This is a genomic window from Ructibacterium sp. SJQ-7 (assembly GCF_054696575.1).
In genome coordinates, this window is record NZ_CP195193.1 from 697,345 (window position 1) to 716,195 (window position 18,851).

The window sequence follows — 18,851 nt, forward strand, 5'->3', positions numbered from 1 at the left end:
TTACCTCATATTTACTCCGCTTTTATTCGTACTGCCGCACGCACTCCATCTATATTATCTACGTTTGTATGAAGAATAAACCCATCATTCTTCATATATCTCTGCATTTTGTCATTATAGCCGTATGGGCATAAAATCCAATACGAACCGCGAACATCTATCGTTTTCATCATATCAAGTGTAGGAATATAAACCATATCATCAACGTAATACTTATACGCACTTTCCGAAAGGTCTGCAACCTCGCTTCTTGTCGCACTCCAATAATGAGTATGATCACCGCTCACCGCAAGTCCTCTGTCATTATAAGTAAGCATAACTTCGTTTTCCTTCGGCTCAATTCTTGCAAGTTCGTCCATTGTGAACTCGCTTATAAAGTCGGAATTGAGCCACTGTCTTAAATCACTTGTTTCCCACATATTATTTTCGTCATCAAAAATTCTTTCGGTAACGCAATCCTTGGTAACAATAACCTTACTGCCGTCACCATATTCCTGCATTACTTCCCACTTCAGTGGCTGACCGTTATACGTTCCGAATTCAACAGTTTCCTTAGGCGGCTCAATCTGCAATACTCCTACCGCAACGGCAAGTGCCACTATTGATGCAATCCTGTTACGCAGCTGCATATTTACTATTCCTAAAATAATTACAGCAAAAAGCACGTCCATACAATTTGCAAAAAGGAACATATGTTTCATAATATCCGCCTCACCGTTTCCGACAATCGGAAGACACATATTAATCCACAATCCGACTATAAGCACATACATCGCCATAATCATATACAACCTTTTTTCATCGGTTTCTTTATGATTTTTAACAAGATATATGTGTACAAATATAACATACAATGTCATTATAATTGCCATTGCAAACACAATATACGGATTATACAAAAACTTTGTCGCCACTCGCAGATTGCTCCACAGGCTGAAACGGTTTGAATACTGCATTAGCACCGTTTCTGAATTACCCGAATTAAGAGGTCTTAAGCATGACGCGTTTTCTATCGAAAAAGCGATTTTCTTTACGAACCTTACAGGGTGTCTTAAATAGAAAAACACAACATTCGCTTTTGATATTCTGTCGTAAAAATCGTGCTGAAATTCGTCTGTTGTTATATCAATCGGATATTCACCGTCATCCATATAAGCATGAGTATTAACAAGCGGTAAATACTTTTCGTCAATACCGAGCTGTTTTAAATCCTTTTCGGGCGTTTCACTTTCCTTGACCGCACCGAAAAATACCGACTGATACGTTGTATCATAGTGCATCCATGACGGAATACTCATATACAAATTCGTTATACAAACCGCCGCCAAAATAACGCATATAAGCACGCCTATTCTGTAAAACTTGCCCTTACGCAAATACGCAAAAGAAAGTGCAAGCACCGAAACTATAACCGAATACGGCACATTCGCAAGTTTTGAACCTGCGAAAAAGTACAGTGCCACAAAAAAGCAAGCTATTTTCGGTATAGTCGGTCGTTTGTATATCAAAAGCCCCAACGCAATAAGTATCATAAGCGACACATATTGCAGCGGTTCTCCGTACAGCGAATTGAAGTACAGCAAATACCCCGCGTCACAAAATATAAATATAAATATCAGAAATACAGCTATCTGCATTTTTCTCGGCTCATCCGCAAAAAACGTAAATATTCCCCATGCCGCCGTTGACAGCATAAGTATGTATATAAATGCCAAATACGCAATATTGTATGTTGTTTCATCACGCGAAGTTATTTTGTTTGCGACAAAGTTCATAACCTTAGACGCTTTTATGATTATAAACTGCGGTGATGAATATATATCTTCTTCGCTGTTAGACTCACAAAGATACGTTATCTTGTCCCAAAATCCCGCACCCTCGACTTTCATCTTATAATCCTGTTTGAACAGATAATAATAATTGCTGTCGTTTTCATATTCCATATTATTTACAAGCAGTACTCTCCTGAAATCACCGTTATCGGAAAGTCCGATATTATCACCCATATAAAGTACAGAAAAAGAAAGTATAAAAACTATAATCGCACCAATAAGCGGAAATATTCTCTTGTTGTTTTTCAATAATTCCATCTGAATCTCCTTATTTGCTTTTATAGCAAAATAGGCGGAAATACCCTTTCCGCCTACAAAATTCTATTAAAATGAATGAGTGTTCTTTCTGCTGTAGCCGCCTGAACGCTTTGAATCGTTATTACGTCTTAATGTCTGCATTTTTTCATCACTGTCCTGTTTGAACTTTGAAAGTTTATCTTCAAACGACAAACTGTCCGATGATGACGCACTCCAATCTATATCAGCAGGACGTATAGGACCTTTGTTCTCTTGTCTGTGTCTTGGAGCTCTTTCCTTTTTTTCTTCTGCCTGTTTCATGGAAAGACTGATTTTTCCCGACTCATCAATTTTGATGACCTTTACTTTTACATTATCGCCTTTCTTTACGCAGTCATTTATATCCTTAACATATCTTGAAGAAAGTTCGGATATGTGAACAAGACCGGACTGTTTATTTCCGATATCCACGAATGCACCGAACGGCATTACACTTACAACCTTGCCCTCTAATATACTACCTACTGAAACCATATTATTTTGTTTTTCCTCTCTGTTTATTGTTGTTCACCCGATACGTCCACAAAAACCTTAGCGTTGCTCTTGATTAAACCAAGTTTTTCGCTCGCCATTTTTTCTATGTACTCATCGGTATTAACTTTGCCTTTTAATTCTTCAATTTCCTTCTGACGTTCCTGTTCGTATTCGATTTGGTTTGTCAGCTTTGCAACTTCCGCTTTACTTGCATTTATCTGCGGAATTTGCATAAGACCTTTAAATATCATTCCACCTACCAAAAATACAAGTAATGCTATTTTTAGTCCCTTTTGATGTTCCTTTACAAAATTTATTATTAAGTTTTTGTATTCATTCATCATGGGTATCATGACCTTTCCGTCGTTTATTTTTTATAACTCCAATTATAGGCACTATTAAAATTTTATACAAAAACTTCGGCGGTGTCAAGAGTATTTTGAAAATAAACTTAGCAAATTTCAAAATATTTTCAAATATAAACAAAAAAAGCTTTAAAATCCATTTACTAAACAGCAAAAAGTAGAAAACAGCGCCTAAAATTATCCCAAGCGGTTCGTAAAATCTAAATATTCCGCTGTTGAAATTCCACGCCGCCGCACTTATGACAAATGCCGCAAATATCCAAAACAATATATCGCTTGCAGAAACTATCACCGCAGACGGATTTAAAACCATTCGCATTGCCCTGAGCATATCAAATACAACCGCCAACGCACCGCCGCATATAATCATCGCAAGAAATACATATACTTCTCGGCTTATCATTTGAACAGACCTGCAAAAAATCCGTCCTTGCCTTTGTTTACATACTGTATCAAATATATCTCACCTTTAACGTCCAACATTCCCGTATCGGTATTAAGCTGATTTATACTTAGATTTTTACCTTTTATACAAAGTCCGCCCATACTCGTTTTCAGCATAACCTGACTGTCCGAAAATTCAGAAACGTCATTTACTCCGGAAAGCGACATTTCAGACCTGTTCACAAGCGATATTGAATGTTTCTTTTCCGCAAAGCTTTCGGAAAAGCTTTTTTCGATTTTAGACATTTGAGCCATTTAAACCGCCTCCATATATTTAATCAGTTTTTAATCTCTGAATAAATATATGTCCCTCGTTTTTAATTTATGACAACGGCTTGTAAAGTGATGACGCGTCATTTTTCAAAACGTGTTCGGCTATCGCCATAACCTGTACTTTTATAATTCTTTCGCCCATCTTGATTTCGATAATATCATTTTCCTTGACATCATATGATGCCTTTACTACTCTGCCGTTTACGGTTATTCTGCCTTGGTCGCAAGCCTCGTTTGCAACCGAACGTCTTTTTATAAGTCGTGTAACCTTTAAATATTTATCTATTCTCATATGTTATTCTCCCTTTTTTATTAAATTCAGAAAATTCTAATTACCTTTTGAAAAACAAAACAGGAGTACCGCATATGCGACACCCCTGTAATAAAATCATAAAACCGCTTAAATTAGTTGTTTACAACGTCCTTAAGAGCCTTACCTGCCTTGAATGCAGGAACCTTTGATGCAGCGATTTGAATAGCTTCGCCTGTACGAGGGTTCTTACCTGTTCTTGCTTCTCTGTTTCTTACTTCAAATGTACCAAAACCAACAAGTTGTACTTTATCACCTGCACATAGAGCGTCTGTAATAGCTGCTGTTACAGCTGCAACTGCCTTTTCAGCGTCCTTCTTTGATAATTCAGCCTTTTGAGCTACTGCTGCTACAAGTTCTGTTTTGTTCATGATTTTTCCTCCTAAAATTTTCAAAAGTTTCATTCAGCCGTTTTTTCATAATTTTGTTAATCGGCTGTTCATTGACTAATTCTATTACATTTTTTCAGTTCTGTCAATAGCTTTGCACCATTTTAAGCCAATTTCACCTATTTTTTTTCGCAGATTTATGCCTTTTTTACAAATTCCCATAATTCATCAAGCTCTTTTGCCGAAAGTTCTGCCATATCCTTACCGTCCGAAACTGCTTTTTCTTCCATTTCCTTGAAACGATTTACGAATTTATCAGATGCTTTTGTAAGTGCAATTTCAGGTGTAACCTTCAAATGACGTCCCAAATTCACTACCGCAAACAACAAATCGCCGTATTCTTCTTCGATTTCATCAGCATTACCGTTTTTAACCGCCTCTTTAACTTCCGCCGTTTCTTCCGCAATCTTATCATATATCGGTTCTGTTTCTTCCCAATCAAAACCTACACTGCCGGCTTTTTTCTGTATTTTTTCACTTCTCATAAGTGCCGGAAGATAGTGCGGTACGTCCTCAAGCATCGCCGTATATGAATCAAGATTTTTCTCTTTTTTCTTGTTCTTCTCCCACTGTCCAAGTGCTTCTTCTGCCGATACCGCATTATCCTTGCCGAAAACGTGAGTATGACGTGTAATAAGCTTTGTACAGATTTCGTTTACCACATCATCAAAGTCAAATGCTCCTCTTTCTTCCGCAATTCTTGCGTGGAACACAACCTGCAAAAGCACATCACCGAGTTCATTTGCGAATGCGTGGTCGTCACCGCTGTCAAGCGCGTCAATCGCCTCGTAACATTCCTCTATCATACTTTTCTTTATGCTCTGATGTGTCTGTACCTTATCCCACGGGCAACCGTTTTCGCCCCTTAGCTGTACCATTATATCGCGTAAATCATCAATAGAATATTTTTTCATAAGTAACAAATCCCTTTCATATTTTCTTCAATCTCTTGTATTATATCACCCCGCATTATTTTTTACAAGTCTATCCTTTAAGTATTTTCCGCACTTCTTTAACCGATATTGCGTTTGTGAGAAACAGCATAAGTACATATGCACCCATACCGATACCGCACATTACGGCAAGATATACGAATCCGTCCCCCAATATCGCCGAAATATAGTTCGATGAAATGTACATAACACCGAACATAAGCACCGTCGCTATTGCGGGCTTTATAATTATTGCCGTAATATTCAATTTTAAACTCAAACATTTACGAATTGCAATTAAATTTAATATCATTACAAGAATATATGCTGCATTTGAGCTTATCGCAGAACCGTATATATTAATTTCGGGCATAGCTATAAGATACCAACTCATTGAAAGCTTTACCGCACTTCCGCAAAGTGCCGTAAAAAACGGCAGCATTATTTTCCCTGCCGACTGTAATATCGCGGACGTTATCTGCGTCACACACATCATAATAACGCACGGTGCTATCGCCGTAAGCATAGCGGACGATGAACTGTTATGAAATAATACAGTAAGTATTTCATTACTCATCAAGTACATTATAACCGCACAAGGCATTGAAAGCATAACCGCAAGACGTATTCCTATATCGGTCGCGGTTTGTGCTTTTTTTGTGTTGTTTACGGCTATCGCTCCGGCTATTACAGGGAGTATGCTTACACCCAATGTTGCAAGTATTCCGACAGGCAGATGAAAAACGGTAAGTGCGTAACCGGTGTACGCACCGTACAAAAATCTTGCCTCATCACTTGAAAAACCGCCGTCAAGCAGTCTTGACCGCACAAGCGTTGTATCTGCCACATTTATTGCATTCGCCACCACCGACGCACATAAAAGCGGCAATGCGATTGACATAAGCTCTTTTAATATTTCCGCAGTATCGCTCTTTTCGGACTTTACATACTTTTTATCTCTGCCGTAAAAATACATAATCATAAGTATCGCCGTTGCGATAATCTCACCTGCCGTTACACCCATTATTGCACCGCCGGCTGTTTTTTCAACGCCGTAATTCAAAAAAAGTACAGCTAAATAATATCCTGCCGCAAGTTTAACAATCGCTTCTGTTACTTGTGAAAGTGCGGTCGGTATCATATTTGAAACACCTTGATAATAACTTTTATATGCCGTACCGAGTGCAACGAAAAATATTGACGGTGCAATCATTTGTATTGCATATATCGCCTTTTCTTCTTTCATTGCAAGTGCAAAAAACGGTGAGCCGAAATAAAGCGCAACACTTCCGACAATGCCTATACACACAAGCAATATTGTTGAAATTTTCACTATTCTGTGAGTTTTACTGTATTCTCCTCTTGAATTTGATTCCGCAACCATTTTCGATATTGCAAACGGCAAACCTGAAATGATAAACGATAAAAACATTATGTAAACCTCAAATGCGATATTAAACACTGCCATTCCGTCCTCGTTAAGTATATATGTAAGAGGTATCTTAAATACCGCACCGAGTATTTTTGATATTGCATTTGCTATCATAAGTATTACCGCACCGGTAAGAAAACTCTGCTTTTTCATAACTCCCTCCACGCATTTTAACTTGTCTTTATATCCTATTTATGATATAATTATTTTATAACTAAATTAAGATGTTCCTTGTTTTGTTATCGGGAATATACGGAGGATAAGAAATGGTAATTCAGAAAATAAAAAAAGCCATCGGACAAATTAAAGTTCCCGGCGATAAATCAATCTCACACCGTGCCGTTATGCTTGGCTCGCTTGCAAACGGTGTAACCGAAATAAGCGGTTTTCTAAAGGGTGCGGACTGTCTTTCAACTATTGACTGTTTCAGAAAAATGGGAATTGATATAGATATAAACGGTGAAAACGTAACCGTTCACGGCAACGGTCTAAGAGGTCTTAAAAAGCCTGATGAAATGCTTTATACAGGCAACAGCGGTACTACGACACGTCTTTTGTGCGGTATTTTGGCAGGTCAAAATTTTGATACGTCAATTACGGGTGACGCGTCTATTCAAAAACGTCCTATGGGCAGAGTCGTACAACCGCTTTCAATGATGGGTGCAAAAATCGAAAATGAATATTGTCCGCTTTATATTACGGGTACAAAATTGCACGGTATAGACTACAAAATGCCTGTTGCGTCCGCACAGGTTAAGACTGCGATAATCCTTGCAGGACTTTATGCATACGGTGAAACGGTTATTCACGAAATTGAAAAATCACGCGACCATACAGAACTTATGTTAAGTGCTATGGGTGCGGATTTAACAGTTGATAATCTTGATATTACTGTAAAACCTACAAACGACCTTACGGCAGTTAATGTTGATGTTCCGGGCGATATTTCTTCAGCCGCATTCTTTTTGGTACTTGGTGCAATTATGCCGAACTCGCAAATTACAGTAACAAATGTCGGTATAAACCCTACAAGAACAGGTATTATTGACGTTTTAAAGGATATGGGTGCAGATATTACACTTGAAAATGTACATACTTCGGCAGGTGAAACCGTTGCGGATATTACAGTGCGTTCTTCGTCATTAAAAGGCACAACAGTCGGCGGCGATATTATTCCGCGACTTATCGACGAACTTCCTATTATCGCAGTTGCGGCAGTTTTTGCAGACGGTCAAACGGTTATTAAAGACGCACAGGAATTAAAGGTTAAAGAAACAAACAGAATTCGTGCGGTAGTTGACGAATTTAATAAATGCGGTATCGATATTACCGAAACCGACGACGGTATGATTATAAACGGCGGTAAGAGTATTCACGGTGCTGATTTCAAAACATACGACGACCACAGAATGGCTATGAGTCTTACAGTGCTTGCACAACTCGCCGACGGTGAATCAACACTTGACGACAGCGATTGTGCGTGCGTGTCATACCCGACTTTCTTTGATGATTTTTATAAATTAGGGAAATAAAATTTTAAGCCACCCCTCAGTCAACTGCGTTGAAAGCTCCCCTCGATGGGAGCCAACAAGCCTCTCCTTGAGGAGAGGTGTCACGCAGTGACGGAGTGGTGGCTTTTTTTATTTTTTGGTGACCATACAAAAAAGGCGACCTGTGGTCGCCCCTACAATATCAATCATTTTTCTTAAACGTAAATATCTTCATAAACACAAACGTCACAGGCACGCCGATAATGGCGGCGATTGCGTAAGCGATGACGCTTGGACCGTGAATGAAATTATCAAACAGCCAAACGATAATTGTCTGTATTATGAAGTTCGGAATATACGATATAAAGAATTTTATAAACTTAACAAATCCCAAACGTTCTTTAAATGTAAGCTTACTGTTCAGCAAATACGACACCACATTTGACGTTATATATCCGGGAAAAAATGCAAGTGTGGTATTTGGAATAAACAATGAATATATTGTTGAAAAAATTACATTGCTCACCGTATTAATTCCGCCGACAATAAGGAACGACAAAAATTCTCTTGACAAGAACATTTTTAATTTTGACGGTTTATACTCATTCCACTCAATAAGTTCATTTCCTCTTATAATCATTGCTTTATCCGCAAGTTCGGCAAGCGGTGTATCAGAAAGTGAATCGGAATAAAATTCCTCACATTTAGCATTTGGGAATTTCTCATAAAGACGTTTAACCTTTTCTTCTCCCCAACAGTTTTCACCGTCATACAGTCCCGTATGCTTATCAACCTTTGAAGCCATAAGATTTTTTATACCCAATCTTTCGCATATCGGTTCAAGTAAAAATTCGGGCGAGGCTGAAATTATTATATCATCTTCCCTTTGTCTGTCCTTGTACCAAGATTTAACCTTGTGTTCATTTACATTCCAAAAATCGTTTAACGCACTGTCTATGTCAGGTACATATGTCAAAAATCTATACATTTTTTCCTTAAACTGCGTTTTCGTTTTAACTCCCAAAATGTACAAAAAGAATGTCCATGCCATAATCGGCACACTAAGCAATATTTTAGGGTATTTCTTCAAGCAGTAAAAATAGAAATCCTTTGTACTGTCACTGTCATAAATTGTTTCATCAAAATCGTAAATATTCAAGCCATATATCCCCCTATTTCAATAATACAACCGCCGTTGCGGAAATGCCCTCACCTCTGCCCTCAAAGCCGAGTTTTTCGGTTGTTGTCGCCTTGATATTGACATCATCAATACCGACATTCAAATCATCTGCAACATTTTTTCTCATTTGCTCAATATACGGTAACATCTTCGGTCTTTGTGCCACTATCGTAACATCTGCATTACCCACGGAATATCCCTTTTCAGCCACTTTCTTTACGACTTCTCTCAAAAGCATACGGCTGTCCGCGCCCTTATACTTTTCGTCTGTGTCGGGAAAATGTTTTCCTATATCTCCGAGTGCCGCCGCACCGAGAATTGCGTCTGCAAGTGCGTGAAGTGCCACGTCTGCGTCACTATGTCCCAAAAGTCCCTTTTCATACGGTATTTTAACACCGCAAATTATACAATCTCTGCCCTCTACAAGCTTATGAACGTCATATCCCTGTCCTATTCTCATTCCGTAATACCTCGCTTTCTGAGTATTCTTTCACCGATTATCATATCTTCGGGAGTTGTGAGCTTTATATTATCATAACTTCCGTCACTTATTTTTATCTTAACACCGTAATGTTCGGCAATCATACAATCGTCAGTAGCGACAAAATTTTCGTCAAGTGCTTTTTGGTGCATATCAAGTATCTTATCCAGATAAAACACCTGCGGAGTTTGAATCATAAATGTTTTTTCTCTGTCAACAGTTCCTACTATAAAACCGTCATTGTCCGCACTTTTCAGCGTGTCCTTGCATTTAACACCGACCGCCGCCGCACCGAATTTTATACAATCCGCAACAGAATTATTAATTTCATCATCTGTCACAAGTGCTCTAGCGCCGTCGTGTATAAGCACAATATCACCTTCGGCTTTTTTCAGTCCGTTCATAACAGACTCCTGACGTGTCGCACCGCCTTCTGTTATATATGATACCTTTTTTATATCGTATTTGTCAACAAGTATTTGACATTCTTCTATATCATTTTTGCCTGTGACAACTATAATATCATCAATTTTATCATTTTTTTCAAATGCCGAAATTGTATAATAAAGCACTTCACGTCCCAATATTTTAAGAAAAACCTTATTTTTATCGGCACCCATTCTTGTGCCTTTGCCTCCTGCAACTATAACCGCTGTTATTTTCATAATATATCCTTTCAAAATAAAAGCAGAGCCATAAAACATAGCTCTGCACTTTTAATCACATATCAAACCAACGCGTCAACAGTATCGTTTAAAATGCTTTCAATATCACTAACATCGGCAACTTCCGACAGGACAAGTTCGCTTACAACAATCTGTTTTGCACTGGTAAGAGTCTTTCTTTCACTTGTTGAAAGACCTTTTATTTTTTCACGGTACATCAGTTCTTTCAATACCAAAATCACTTGATAAATATCTCCCGACTTAATCTTAATAAGATTATCTCTCTGACGTTTATTCCAATTCGCGTCATCTTCAAGCTCCGCGTCACGAAAATATTGAAGTGCCTTTTTTGCCTCCTGCTTTTCTATAACAGGACGAATACCGATTTCTTCACTGTTTTCTATCGGTACATTTGTTACCATATTGCCTATGGCAAACTTTAGAACATAGTATTGACGTTTTTTGCCGACAATCTCTATTTCTTTGATTTCTTCTATTGTACCTGCACCGTGCATAGGATGTACAACTTTATCGCCGACACTATACATCTTTACTTACCGCCTTTCTCATTAACCACTATCTTAACAACATAATTATAACACAAAACGCCCCAAATGTCAAATTTTTTGATTATATCATAGTTACCAAAAAAAATCAACCCCTTTTGTGTAATTTTTTTAATAAATTGTCAAAATAAAAAGGATACCACTCTAAAGTAATATCCTTTTCGTTTTTATTCTTTATTTTGACCTGTGTTGTCGGGAATTATGCTTTCCAAGCGACCCGCCGCAGTAATCGCAAGATTTTTAAGCAAAGTCTTTTGATTATCGTCACTGCCCGAACCGGCTGTAATCTCAATTATACAGCCTCTGTCGTACACATGGATAGTCGGAAACGCTATATACGATTCCTGTCCTATACCCTCAACCAATTCAGCAGAAGAACGTTTTGACTTTTCCTGTTCGTACTGGTCGAAAAGCATTTGATAATCAATAGTATCTGTGAACTGTGTAACCTTAACCGTTACAGTATCATTTTGACCTATAGGCTCACTTCTGTAAAGCACTGTCGCAACATTACCGTTACGGCTTGTACCTGATTCCTCAATAACAGGTGTATATCCGGCATTTAGTGCAACATCATCAGTTGTGATAAGTGTCGCCGGGTCGATTTCAGGTATCGGTGTAGGTGTCGGCTTTGCAAAAAGTCCGCCGCCACCGCCGCAAGCACACAAACCTATTATCATGGCCAAGCTTGCTAACACAAGCAATAACTTTTTCATAATTTTACCTCCAATGATTATTTCATTGCAATGGCATCTTTTACATTCTTAACGATATTTTCAGGAGTTAAACCGTATTCCTTAAATAATTCAGCCGGTTTACCCGATTTACCGAATCTGTCAGTACCGATAATCTTAACAGGTACAGGAGCATTTGCACATACCACTTCCGTAACGGCACTTCCAAGACCGCCCATAATGTAATGCTCTTCAGCTGTTACGATAGCACCTGTTTCCTTAGCAGCCTTTGTTATTATTTCTTCGTCTATAGGCTTGATTGTATGGATATTGATTACTCTTGCGGAAATGCCTTCTTCTTCAAGCATTTTTGCCGCTTCAAGTGCCATACCTACCATAAGACCGGTTGCAATAATTGTTGCGTCCTTACCATCCTTTAGTTGAACGCCCTTGCCAAGTTCAAACTTGTAGTCCTCACTGTTTACGTCCTCAACGGCAAGACGACCGAATCTCATATATACAGGACCGTCGTGGTCAATAGCCGCCTTAACAGCTTGCATAGCCTCAATATCATCGGCAGGGTTTATAACAACAATATTAGGAATTGAACGCATTAAAGCGATGTCCTCAAGACATTGATGTGACGCACCGTCCTCACCGACAGAAATACCTGCGTGAGTAGCACCGATTTTAACATTAAGTTTTGTATAGCCGATTGAGTTTCTAACCTGTTCAAAGGCTCTGCCTGCGGCAAACATTGCAAATGTTGACGCAAAAGCGATTTTTCCGCTTGCGGCAAGTCCTGCTGCCACGCACATCATATTACTTTCTGCAATACCCATATTTATAAATCTTTCAGGATATGCTTTCTTGAACATTTCTGTTTTTGTTGATTTTGAAAGGTCAGCGTCAAGCACAACTATGTTAGGGTTTTCACCGTACTTTACAAGCGCCGCTCCGTATGATTCTCTTGTAGCTTTCTTTGCCATTACAGACTCGCCTCCAATCCTTTGATTATTTCATCAAGCTCTGCGATTGCTTGATTGTACTGTTCTTCATTAGGTGCAGAACCGTGCCAGCCTGCGTTATTTTCCATAAATGAAACATTCTTGCCTTTAACAGACTTCATTATAATAGCGGTAGGCTGTCCCTTTGTAGCCTTTGCCTCGTCAACAGCCGCCATAAGTTCTTCAAAATTATGAGCATTTACCTTTATAACGTGCCAACCGAATGCCTCAAACTTCTTATCGATAGGATTAGGATTCATTACCTTAGAAATGTCACCGTCTATCTGTAAGCCGTTGTTATCAACGAAAATTGTAAAGTTGTCAAGTTTGTAATGAGCGGCAAACATAGCTTGCTCCCAAACCTGTCCTTCCTCAAGCTCACCGTCACCAAGAACAGAATATACTCTGTAATCCTTGTTGTCAAGCTTTGCTGCAAGTGCCATACCGCCTGCGGCTGACACACCTTGTCCCAATGAACCTGTTGACATATCAACGCCGGGTACTTTGTTCATATCAGGATGTCCTTGAAGATAGCTGTTTACATTTCTGAATGTCTTAATATCCTCTTTTGGTATAAATCCTTTTTCTGCAAGTACACCGTATAGTGCAGGTGCTGTGTGACCCTTTGAAAGAACAAATCTGTCTCTGTCCTCCATTTTAGGATTTTTCGGATCTACATTCATTACCTCAAAGTAAAGCAATGTCAAAACATCTGCTACAGATAATGAACCTCCCGGATGTCCCGATGCCGCACTGTATACGGCTGTAAGAGCGTGCTTACGAACATTGTTTGCAATGATTGACAGCTCTGTGACTCTTTTCTTATCCATGTGTCGTATTTCCTCCCTTAAATTAATTATTATCTAACGCATTTTCATACGCGATATTCATAAGTGTGTCAAGTCTTTCCGTTTCTCCCGAAAGATACAGAAATCCTATAAGTGCCTCAAATCCCGTTGCTCTGCGGTATTCCGTCATATTTGCGTTTTTCGGCACTGTATTCGATTTTGCGTTTCTTCCTCGCTTGTATACCGCCGTTTCATCATCTGTCATATGTTCAAGCATTGCGTCTATACTGTTTGACTGTGCGTGTGCTTTGACATACTGAACAGTCTTTTTATGCAGTTTGTTTGCAGGAAGATTTTCGTGTTCTTCTATAATTCGTGTACGAACAAAAAGTTCATACACTCCGTCACCTATATAGGCAAGCGCCAAAGGCGAAAACTGTGACGGCTTTTTAGTTGTAAGCATAGTTACCTCCCCAAGCACTGTGGGCAAATTTTTTATTCTGAGATGTAGTTCCACTTTACACCCATCGGTGTATCCTTTAACTCAATATTCATAGCTTTAAGCTTATCACGAATTGCGTCAGCTTCAGCCCAGTTCTTCTCACTTCTTGCCTTGTTACGCTTTTCGATTAATTCTTCAACCTCTGCGTCTATCGACTTTTCCTGTGTCTTTTGGAATAAACCGAGTACACCGCCAAGCTCATGTATAAGGTCAAGCGTCTTTTCAACAACAACTTTCGCATTCTTATTTTCATTTGACAATGCGGTGTTTGACGCATAAACTATATCAAATATTGCCGCGATTGCGTCGGCTGTATTCAAGTCGTCGTCCATTGCCGCAATAAATTTAGTCTTGCAGTCATCAAGAGTTTTTGAATACTCCTTTTCACTGTCTGTAAGTTCTCTGTCCTCACTGTTTTGAAGTAAAAATTCAAGATTGTCTATGCAAGTGTAAACTCTTTCAACAGCAGATTTTGCCTGTTCCATTAATTCATTATCAAAATTAATAGGATTTCTGTAATGAGCCGAAAGCATAAAGAAACGTACCACTTCACCGTCATACTGTTTAAGTATGTCACGAACAGTAAAGAAATTTCCGAGTGACTTACTCATTTTCCTGTTATTTATATTAATATATCCGTTGTGCATCCAATAATGTGCAAAAGGCTTTCCATTTGCACATTCGCTCTGTGCAATTTCGTTTTCGTGATGTGGGAAAATCAAGTCTTGACCGCCCGAATGAATGTCTATCGTTTCGCCAAGATACTTGTTCACCATTGCACTACACTCGATGTGCCAACCGGGTCTGCCCATTCCCCATGGGCTTTCCCAAGCAGGTTCGCCCTCTTTTTGCTTTTTCCAAAGTGCAAAGTCCATAACGTCCTTTTTATGTTCGTTCACATCAATTCTTGCACCTGCCTCCAAATCTTCCAATGGCTGTTTTGAAAGCTTGCCGTATTCGTTAAATTTCTTTGTAGAGAAATACACGTTTCCGTCAACATCGTAAGCATAGCCGTTATCAACAAGTTTCTTTACAACATTGATAATCGCATCAATATTTTCCGTTGCTTTCGGGTGAATTGTAGCTTTGTGAATACCGATTGCCTGTGCGTCCTTAAAATATTCCGCAATAAATCTTTCACCAAGCTCTTTTACCGTTATACCTTCTTCATTTGCACGTTTAATCATCTTATCGTCTATATCCGTAAAATTCTGTACGAATGTTACCTTATATCCTTGATATTCAAGATAACGGCGCATTGTATCAAAAACAATAAACGGTCTTGCATTTCCTATATGAAAATAGTCATATACAGTAGGACCGCATGAATACATTTTAACTTCACCTTTATTTATAGGGACAAACTCCTGTTTTTGTCTTGTTAATGTGTTATAAATTTTCATAAGCACTACTTCCTTTTTCCATTCTAACTTTAATTATATCGCAAAATAAAAGAAAATACAACCTCTATTTTTAAAAAATAGAAGTTGTATTTATGTTTTTATATGCTAGGAATAAATAATCTGTTTCCTATTTCAAGTTTGTCGGATTTTTCCATATTGTTAAACCTCAAAATTTCGCTTTGCGGTACTGCGTATCGTTTTGCAATTTCCCAAAGATTATCCCCTTTTTGAACAAAGTAAATCACTATACCGTTTTTGTCACCGTTTTCAAGCGGTTCTGTCACCACTTCATTCACAAGTTCGATTTTTCTTTTTCTGATTATATTTGCGTTAAGCGATAAAATACATCTGATTTCAATTTCACCCGCCACGTTCAAATTATATGCAGTGTGCTTTACTTCCGCTTTTATTTCCGGAATAAGGTCACTGTACGTACTTTCGCAGTCAAGCATATAGCTGAACGGCAATTCTTTTTTCATACTGTAAACGGGGCTTTCGTTGCTGTCTGTCAAGTATAAAATATATGCCTCGATTTTACCCTCTGCCAAAAGTTTACCGCGTTGTATCTGTGCCTTTGTGATATACGGTCTTGTTATCACGTCATACACGCCAGAAACGGACGGTGTACCCGTGCCCATTTCCACCATTTCACGAATTGTGTTCTGTGATGAAGGACGTGACACAACTTCTTCAAGTTCCACTTCTTCCTTTAAAAGCTTAGTTTTCGTAAACGGCTCATAGCAATCACATATCATATCCACCGACACATTTTCCGTTGCCTTAACCTGTGCCGTAACGGTTACATCAATATCAACAATTCTGTTATCGCCGTCATCATCCTCGACAACCTTATACCTTACGTCCGATATGCTGTAATCAATATCGCACATCGTTTCGTCACCGGCGTCGTCGCAATCAATAATTTCCGTAAAAGGCACTTCGCTTTCCATAAACTGAATACAACAGTCACTGTCGGTATACAGAACGCATACACTTATTTCTCCCTTTACAACAATCTTTCCCGTAACCGCTTTATATTCCGAATCGGATATTTTTGTATCGACTTTCAATATCTCGTTGATTGATGTCTGACCGTTCGGAACTTCTATTGATTCCTTTACAGAAAATTCAGTTTCCGTCAGTCCGATACAATTTTGCAGTTTTACGTTTTCCTTGAGCAATTCCGCATTGTCGCAATCCTCCGCTTCAACCGCTATCTCAACATTCTTTTCGGCTACAACCTCATAGTCCAAACCCACAATCACCTTAATTCTCAGTTTACGACTGTTTATAAGCGAAAATTCGGCTCTATCCACGTTTGCCATTATAATTGCAGTCATATCGTCGGTTATATTTTTGCTGTCCACATTTTGCGTGAAGTCAAACGACGTTATAATACTTTTTATCTTTTCTCGGTCACTGTCGGGTATGTACAAAATTTTCAAATCAACTCTGCCTGTGACATTTACTCGTCCGTTTGTAATTTCCTTGTTCGTAATACACGATACTGCGTCAAGCTGCAAAATTTTTAGTATATCGGGTTTCACATCGGGTACGATTATGTCCTCATCAACAAGCACCTGCGTGTCGCCCTTGCATGAAACTTGATTTACAGTTACATTCTCCTTTACTAATTCCATAATTAATATAATTCTCTCCTTTCGTTAAATAAAAATCTAAAAAATTGTTCACATTTCTGTGTACAACTTTATTCAAACTTTTCTAATAAAAAAATTCTCATAGTAAATACTATGAGAATTTTTATGAATTATTCTTAATTATGCGTTTTTAATAATTTCTTTCCACTTTTCGTAAGCCGCATCCCACTTTTCTGAATCTTGCGGCTCGTATGTTTTAATATCGAATGAATTGCGAACAACTTTTCTGCCTTCATTGATGTCCTTAATCGCACCCATAGCCATTGCCTGTACAATTACGTTACCGATACTTGTAGCCTCAACAGGACCTGTGCTAACAACACGCTTTGTTGCGTTTGCGGTAAATTGACAAATCATCTTGTCCTTGATACCGCCGCCGACAATATTAACAACATTGTACTTGTTGCCTGTAACGTCCTCCATACCTTCAACAGTTTGACGATACTTGAACGCAAGACTTTCTGCGATACATCTTACAACCTCGCCCTTTGTTTCAGGCACTTTCTGACCTGTCTTTTTACAGTATTCCTTTATACGCTTAGGCATATTACCCGGTGTTTGGAACTCTGCATAATCCGGATCAACAAGACTTGCAAAAGGTTCTGCCGCATTTGCCTGTCTTTCAAGTTCGTCAAAGCTTAGAAGTTCGCCTTCTCTGTCCCATTGACGTCTTGATTCTTGGATTAGCCATAGTCCCATAATGTTCTTCAAGAAACGGATTGTCTTATTAACTCCGCCCTCGTTTGTAAAGTTATGGTTGAATGCACCGTCCGAAGTATTAGGCTTGTCAAGTTCAACACCCATAAGTGACCATGTACCCGAAGATATGTAAATAAAGTCTTTTTGGTCAACAACCGGTACCGAAGCAACGGCACTTCCCGTATCGTGTGAAGCAACCGCAACAACAGGCACTTGTTCAATACCAAGTTCTTCTGCAAGTTCCGGCTTTACTTTGCCGACAATTTCACCAGGGAATATAACATCTGTTAAAATGTCTGTCGGAATACCGAGTTTCTTTAACAAATCGTATGACCATTCGTACTTTTCACTGTTGTACATCTGTGTTGTTGACGCATTTGTGTATTCAGTCTTTTTAACACCTGTTAAGAAGAAGTTGAATAAGTCAGGCATCATAAGCAAAGTTTTTGCATTTTTTAGTGAAGTATCACCCGATAGCTTTGCTGACAAAAGCTGATATATTGTATTGAACCAGTTAAAAGCAATACCTGTTCCCTTGAAAATTTCTTCTTTCGGAACAAGTTTAAATGCCTCGTCATACATACCCTCTGTTCTTGTATCACGATAGTGGTAAGGATTGCCGATAAGCTTGTCATTTTCGTCAAGCAAACCATAGTCAACGCCCCATGTGTCGATACCGATACAGTCAATATCTCTGTCACCCGAATTTGCACACTTTAAGATACCTTGCTTGATTTCAAAGAATAATCTAAGAACGTCCCAATGCAAATCTCCGTTTATGTTAACAGGGTCGTTTGAAAAACGGTGTTTTTCTTCAAGAGTGATTTTTTCACCGTCAAATGTGGCAAGCATTGCACGTCCCGATGACGCACCAAAGTCAAATGCTAAAAATTTATACTTTTTACCCATATTCTTTCCTCTTTTCTTAAAAATAAATTTTACTAAATATATTATACATTAAATAAAATACTATGTCAATATTACACATAG

21 protein-coding genes are annotated in these 18,851 nt (G+C 38.6%); 1 reads left to right on the plus strand and 20 read right to left on the minus strand.

The features are described from left to right. Nucleotides 1–11 precede the first annotated feature (11 nt). From wsfD to ACSAMO_RS03105, 9 genes are all read right to left on the minus strand, one after another. Nucleotides 12–2,090, minus strand: a complete 2,079-nt coding sequence (gene wsfD / locus ACSAMO_RS03065; protein WP_499209829.1) for a glycan biosynthesis hexose transferase WsfD — start codon at nt 2,088–2,090, stop codon at nt 12–14. Nucleotides 2,091–2,156: 66 nt separating this feature from the next. Further along, nucleotides 2,157–2,603: a S1 RNA-binding domain-containing protein gene (locus ACSAMO_RS03070; protein ID WP_117966890.1), complete on the minus strand. Its 447-nt coding sequence runs from the start codon at nt 2,601–2,603 to the stop codon at nt 2,157–2,159. A gap of 23 nt (nt 2,604–2,626) precedes the next feature. Beyond that, on the minus strand, nt 2,627–2,956 hold the full coding sequence (locus ACSAMO_RS03075; RefSeq protein ID WP_022230731.1) for an FtsB family cell division protein: 330 nt from the start codon (nt 2,954–2,956) through the stop codon (nt 2,627–2,629). Continuing rightward, on the minus strand, nt 2,937–3,371 hold the full coding sequence (gene yabQ, locus ACSAMO_RS03080) for a spore cortex biosynthesis protein YabQ (protein ID WP_117966893.1): 435 nt from the start codon (nt 3,369–3,371) through the stop codon (nt 2,937–2,939). Before yabQ ends, ACSAMO_RS03075 begins: the two co-directional genes overlap by 20 nt. Then, nucleotides 3,368–3,667: a sporulation protein YabP gene (yabP, locus tag ACSAMO_RS03085; RefSeq protein WP_117966896.1), complete on the minus strand. Its 300-nt coding sequence runs from the start codon at nt 3,665–3,667 to the stop codon at nt 3,368–3,370. The genes yabQ and yabP overlap by 4 nt, the downstream gene beginning before the upstream one ends. Nucleotides 3,668–3,734: 67 nt before the next feature. After that, on the minus strand, nt 3,735–3,977 hold the full coding sequence (locus ACSAMO_RS03090; protein WP_117966899.1) for an RNA-binding S4 domain-containing protein: 243 nt from the start codon (nt 3,975–3,977) through the stop codon (nt 3,735–3,737). A gap of 113 nt (nt 3,978–4,090) precedes the next feature. Further along, a complete protein-coding gene (locus ACSAMO_RS03095; RefSeq protein ID WP_022230727.1) occupies nt 4,091–4,366 on the minus strand; it encodes a non-specific DNA-binding protein Hbs in 276 nt (91 codons plus the stop codon). Between the two features lie 155 nt (nt 4,367–4,521). Next, nucleotides 4,522–5,298 carry a nucleoside triphosphate pyrophosphohydrolase gene (mazG, locus tag ACSAMO_RS03100; RefSeq protein ID WP_117966902.1) on the minus strand — a complete coding sequence of 259 codons (777 nt, stop codon included), beginning with the start codon at nt 5,296–5,298 and terminating at the stop codon, nt 4,522–4,524. 70 nt (nt 5,299–5,368) lie between these two features. Further along, nucleotides 5,369–6,901 (minus strand): putative polysaccharide biosynthesis protein, encoded by a 1,533-nt coding sequence (locus ACSAMO_RS03105; protein WP_117966905.1) that lies wholly within the window; start codon nt 6,899–6,901, stop codon nt 5,369–5,371. A 113-nt stretch (nt 6,902–7,014) separates the two neighbouring features. Here ACSAMO_RS03105 and aroA point away from each other — a divergent pair, with 113 nt between their 5' ends. Next, nucleotides 7,015–8,280 (plus strand): 3-phosphoshikimate 1-carboxyvinyltransferase, encoded by a 1,266-nt coding sequence (gene aroA / locus ACSAMO_RS03110; RefSeq protein ID WP_499209830.1) that lies wholly within the window; start codon nt 7,015–7,017, stop codon nt 8,278–8,280. A gap of 160 nt (nt 8,281–8,440) precedes the next feature. Here the strand turns inward: aroA and ACSAMO_RS03115 are convergent, their stop codons facing one another. The 11 genes from ACSAMO_RS03115 to ACSAMO_RS03165 all read right to left on the minus strand — a co-directional run bounded on the left by ACSAMO_RS03115 (nt 8,441) and on the right by ACSAMO_RS03165 (nt 18,770). Beyond that, nucleotides 8,441–9,397: an HAD-IB family phosphatase gene (locus ACSAMO_RS03115; protein ID WP_499209831.1), complete on the minus strand. Its 957-nt coding sequence runs from the start codon at nt 9,395–9,397 to the stop codon at nt 8,441–8,443. A 13-nt stretch (nt 9,398–9,410) separates the two neighbouring features. Continuing rightward, nucleotides 9,411–9,878, minus strand: coding sequence for a 2-C-methyl-D-erythritol 2,4-cyclodiphosphate synthase (gene ispF / locus ACSAMO_RS03120; RefSeq protein ID WP_147513662.1), 468 nt, complete (start codon nt 9,876–9,878; stop codon nt 9,411–9,413). After that, complete coding sequence (ispD, locus tag ACSAMO_RS03125; protein ID WP_499209832.1) at nt 9,875–10,564, minus strand: 2-C-methyl-D-erythritol 4-phosphate cytidylyltransferase; 690 nt, start codon at nt 10,562–10,564, stop codon at nt 9,875–9,877. The genes ispF and ispD overlap by 4 nt, the downstream gene beginning before the upstream one ends. 62 nt (nt 10,565–10,626) lie before the next feature. Beyond that, complete coding sequence (locus ACSAMO_RS03130; RefSeq protein WP_022229885.1) at nt 10,627–11,112, minus strand: CarD family transcriptional regulator; 486 nt, start codon at nt 11,110–11,112, stop codon at nt 10,627–10,629. Between the two features lie 185 nt (nt 11,113–11,297). Then, nucleotides 11,298–11,846: a hypothetical protein gene (locus ACSAMO_RS03135; protein ID WP_308456237.1), complete on the minus strand. Its 549-nt coding sequence runs from the start codon at nt 11,844–11,846 to the stop codon at nt 11,298–11,300. Between the two features lie 17 nt (nt 11,847–11,863). Then, on the minus strand, nt 11,864–12,793 hold the full coding sequence (locus ACSAMO_RS03140; RefSeq protein ID WP_499209833.1) for a transketolase family protein: 930 nt from the start codon (nt 12,791–12,793) through the stop codon (nt 11,864–11,866). Then, on the minus strand, nt 12,793–13,668 hold the full coding sequence (locus ACSAMO_RS03145) for a transketolase (protein ID WP_499210083.1): 876 nt from the start codon (nt 13,666–13,668) through the stop codon (nt 12,793–12,795). The genes ACSAMO_RS03140 and ACSAMO_RS03145 overlap by 1 nt, the downstream gene beginning before the upstream one ends. Then, nucleotides 13,664–14,062 (minus strand): Mini-ribonuclease 3, encoded by a 399-nt coding sequence (locus tag ACSAMO_RS03150; protein ID WP_022229889.1) that lies wholly within the window; start codon nt 14,060–14,062, stop codon nt 13,664–13,666. The genes ACSAMO_RS03145 and ACSAMO_RS03150 overlap by 5 nt, the downstream gene beginning before the upstream one ends. A 32-nt stretch (nt 14,063–14,094) precedes the next feature. Further along, complete coding sequence (gene cysS / locus ACSAMO_RS03155) at nt 14,095–15,504, minus strand: cysteine--tRNA ligase (RefSeq protein ID WP_118446249.1); 1,410 nt, start codon at nt 15,502–15,504, stop codon at nt 14,095–14,097. A gap of 98 nt (nt 15,505–15,602) precedes the next feature. Then, entirely contained in the window at nt 15,603–17,144 is a 1,542-nt protein-coding gene (locus ACSAMO_RS03160) for a DUF3794 and LysM peptidoglycan-binding domain-containing protein (RefSeq protein ID WP_499209834.1), read from the minus strand. A gap of 138 nt (nt 17,145–17,282) precedes the next feature. Beyond that, nucleotides 17,283–18,770 (minus strand): rhamnulokinase, encoded by a 1,488-nt coding sequence (locus ACSAMO_RS03165; protein WP_499209835.1) that lies wholly within the window; start codon nt 18,768–18,770, stop codon nt 17,283–17,285. Between the last annotated feature and the right edge of the window lie 81 nt (nt 18,771–18,851).

Coding starts and splice junctions, on each gene's coding strand:
- wsfD (WP_499209829.1), bottom strand. CDS start 2,090: ATGGAATTATTGAAAAACAACAAGAGAATATTTCCGCTTATTGGTGCG.
- ACSAMO_RS03070 (WP_117966890.1), bottom strand. CDS start 2,603: ATGGTTTCAGTAGGTAGTATATTAGAGGGCAAGGTTGTAAGTGTAATG.
- ACSAMO_RS03075 (WP_022230731.1), bottom strand. CDS start 2,956: ATGATACCCATGATGAATGAATACAAAAACTTAATAATAAATTTTGTA.
- yabQ (WP_117966893.1), bottom strand. CDS start 3,371: ATGATAAGCCGAGAAGTATATGTATTTCTTGCGATGATTATATGCGGC.
- yabP (WP_117966896.1), bottom strand. CDS start 3,667: ATGGCTCAAATGTCTAAAATCGAAAAAAGCTTTTCCGAAAGCTTTGCG.
- ACSAMO_RS03090 (WP_117966899.1), bottom strand. CDS start 3,977: ATGAGAATAGATAAATATTTAAAGGTTACACGACTTATAAAAAGACGT.
- ACSAMO_RS03095 (WP_022230727.1), bottom strand. CDS start 4,366: ATGAACAAAACAGAACTTGTAGCAGCAGTAGCTCAAAAGGCTGAATTA.
- mazG (WP_117966902.1), bottom strand. CDS start 5,298: ATGAAAAAATATTCTATTGATGATTTACGCGATATAATGGTACAGCTA.
- ACSAMO_RS03105 (WP_117966905.1), bottom strand. CDS start 6,901: ATGAAAAAGCAGAGTTTTCTTACCGGTGCGGTAATACTTATGATAGCA.
- aroA (WP_499209830.1), top strand. CDS start 7,015: ATGGTAATTCAGAAAATAAAAAAAGCCATCGGACAAATTAAAGTTCCC.
- ispF (WP_147513662.1), bottom strand. CDS start 9,878: ATGAGAATAGGACAGGGATATGACGTTCATAAGCTTGTAGAGGGCAGA.
- ispD (WP_499209832.1), bottom strand. CDS start 10,564: ATGAAAATAACAGCGGTTATAGTTGCAGGAGGCAAAGGCACAAGAATG.
- ACSAMO_RS03130 (WP_022229885.1), bottom strand. CDS start 11,112: ATGTATAGTGTCGGCGATAAAGTTGTACATCCTATGCACGGTGCAGGT.
- ACSAMO_RS03135 (WP_308456237.1), bottom strand. CDS start 11,846: ATGAAAAAGTTATTGCTTGTGTTAGCAAGCTTGGCCATGATAATAGGT.
- ACSAMO_RS03140 (WP_499209833.1), bottom strand. CDS start 12,793: ATGGCAAAGAAAGCTACAAGAGAATCATACGGAGCGGCGCTTGTAAAG.
- ACSAMO_RS03150 (WP_022229889.1), bottom strand. CDS start 14,062: ATGCTTACAACTAAAAAGCCGTCACAGTTTTCGCCTTTGGCGCTTGCC.
- cysS (WP_118446249.1), bottom strand. CDS start 15,504: ATGAAAATTTATAACACATTAACAAGACAAAAACAGGAGTTTGTCCCT.
- ACSAMO_RS03160 (WP_499209834.1), bottom strand. CDS start 17,144: ATGGAATTAGTAAAGGAGAATGTAACTGTAAATCAAGTTTCATGCAAG.
- ACSAMO_RS03165 (WP_499209835.1), bottom strand. CDS start 18,770: ATGGGTAAAAAGTATAAATTTTTAGCATTTGACTTTGGTGCGTCATCG.